This is a genomic window from Gelidibacter salicanalis, from assembly GCF_016469035.1.
Classification (GTDB): Bacteria; Bacteroidota; Bacteroidia; order Flavobacteriales; family Flavobacteriaceae; genus Gelidibacter; species Gelidibacter salicanalis_A.
This window is the reverse complement of record NZ_JAEHJZ010000371.1, coordinates 1-359: the sequence shown is the minus strand read 5'-3', so window position 1 is coordinate 359 and position 359 is coordinate 1. Positions and strand designations below refer to the sequence as shown.

1 protein-coding gene is annotated in these 359 nt (G+C 52.1%); it reads left to right on the top strand.

The features are described from left to right. Window positions 1-55 precede the first annotated feature (55 nt). The coding region (locus JEM65_RS22640; protein ID WP_233530809.1) for a hypothetical protein at window positions 56-359 on the top strand (304 nt) is incomplete at its 3' end.

Genomic DNA, 359 nt, shown 5'->3' with positions numbered 1-359 from the left:
CGGTCGTCAAAGTAGTCCTTTCACGTGGAGTGAAAGAAGAAGACAAGACTTGTCCTTGAGGAAGGACAAACGTGGACCCGTGGTTCCGAGGTGGATCAAGTCCACAGTTTCACTACACTTTTTCTGGGAGTTCACGGATACACTTGGCATGATGCCCACGGGCACGGACCTGTCCCAAGTGGTGGAACGGGCAACACGCCATCTCAACAAGGCTCTAAAGAGTTTGGGAAGGACCCTGGACACAATCCTCCAGGAGGACAATCGCATCCAACTGTCAGAACGGGTGAGTCTTAAAGATGAGCACAAGCATCTCAACTCTCTTCATGACGCGTATGAGGAGGCCTTGGCCGAGTACGACA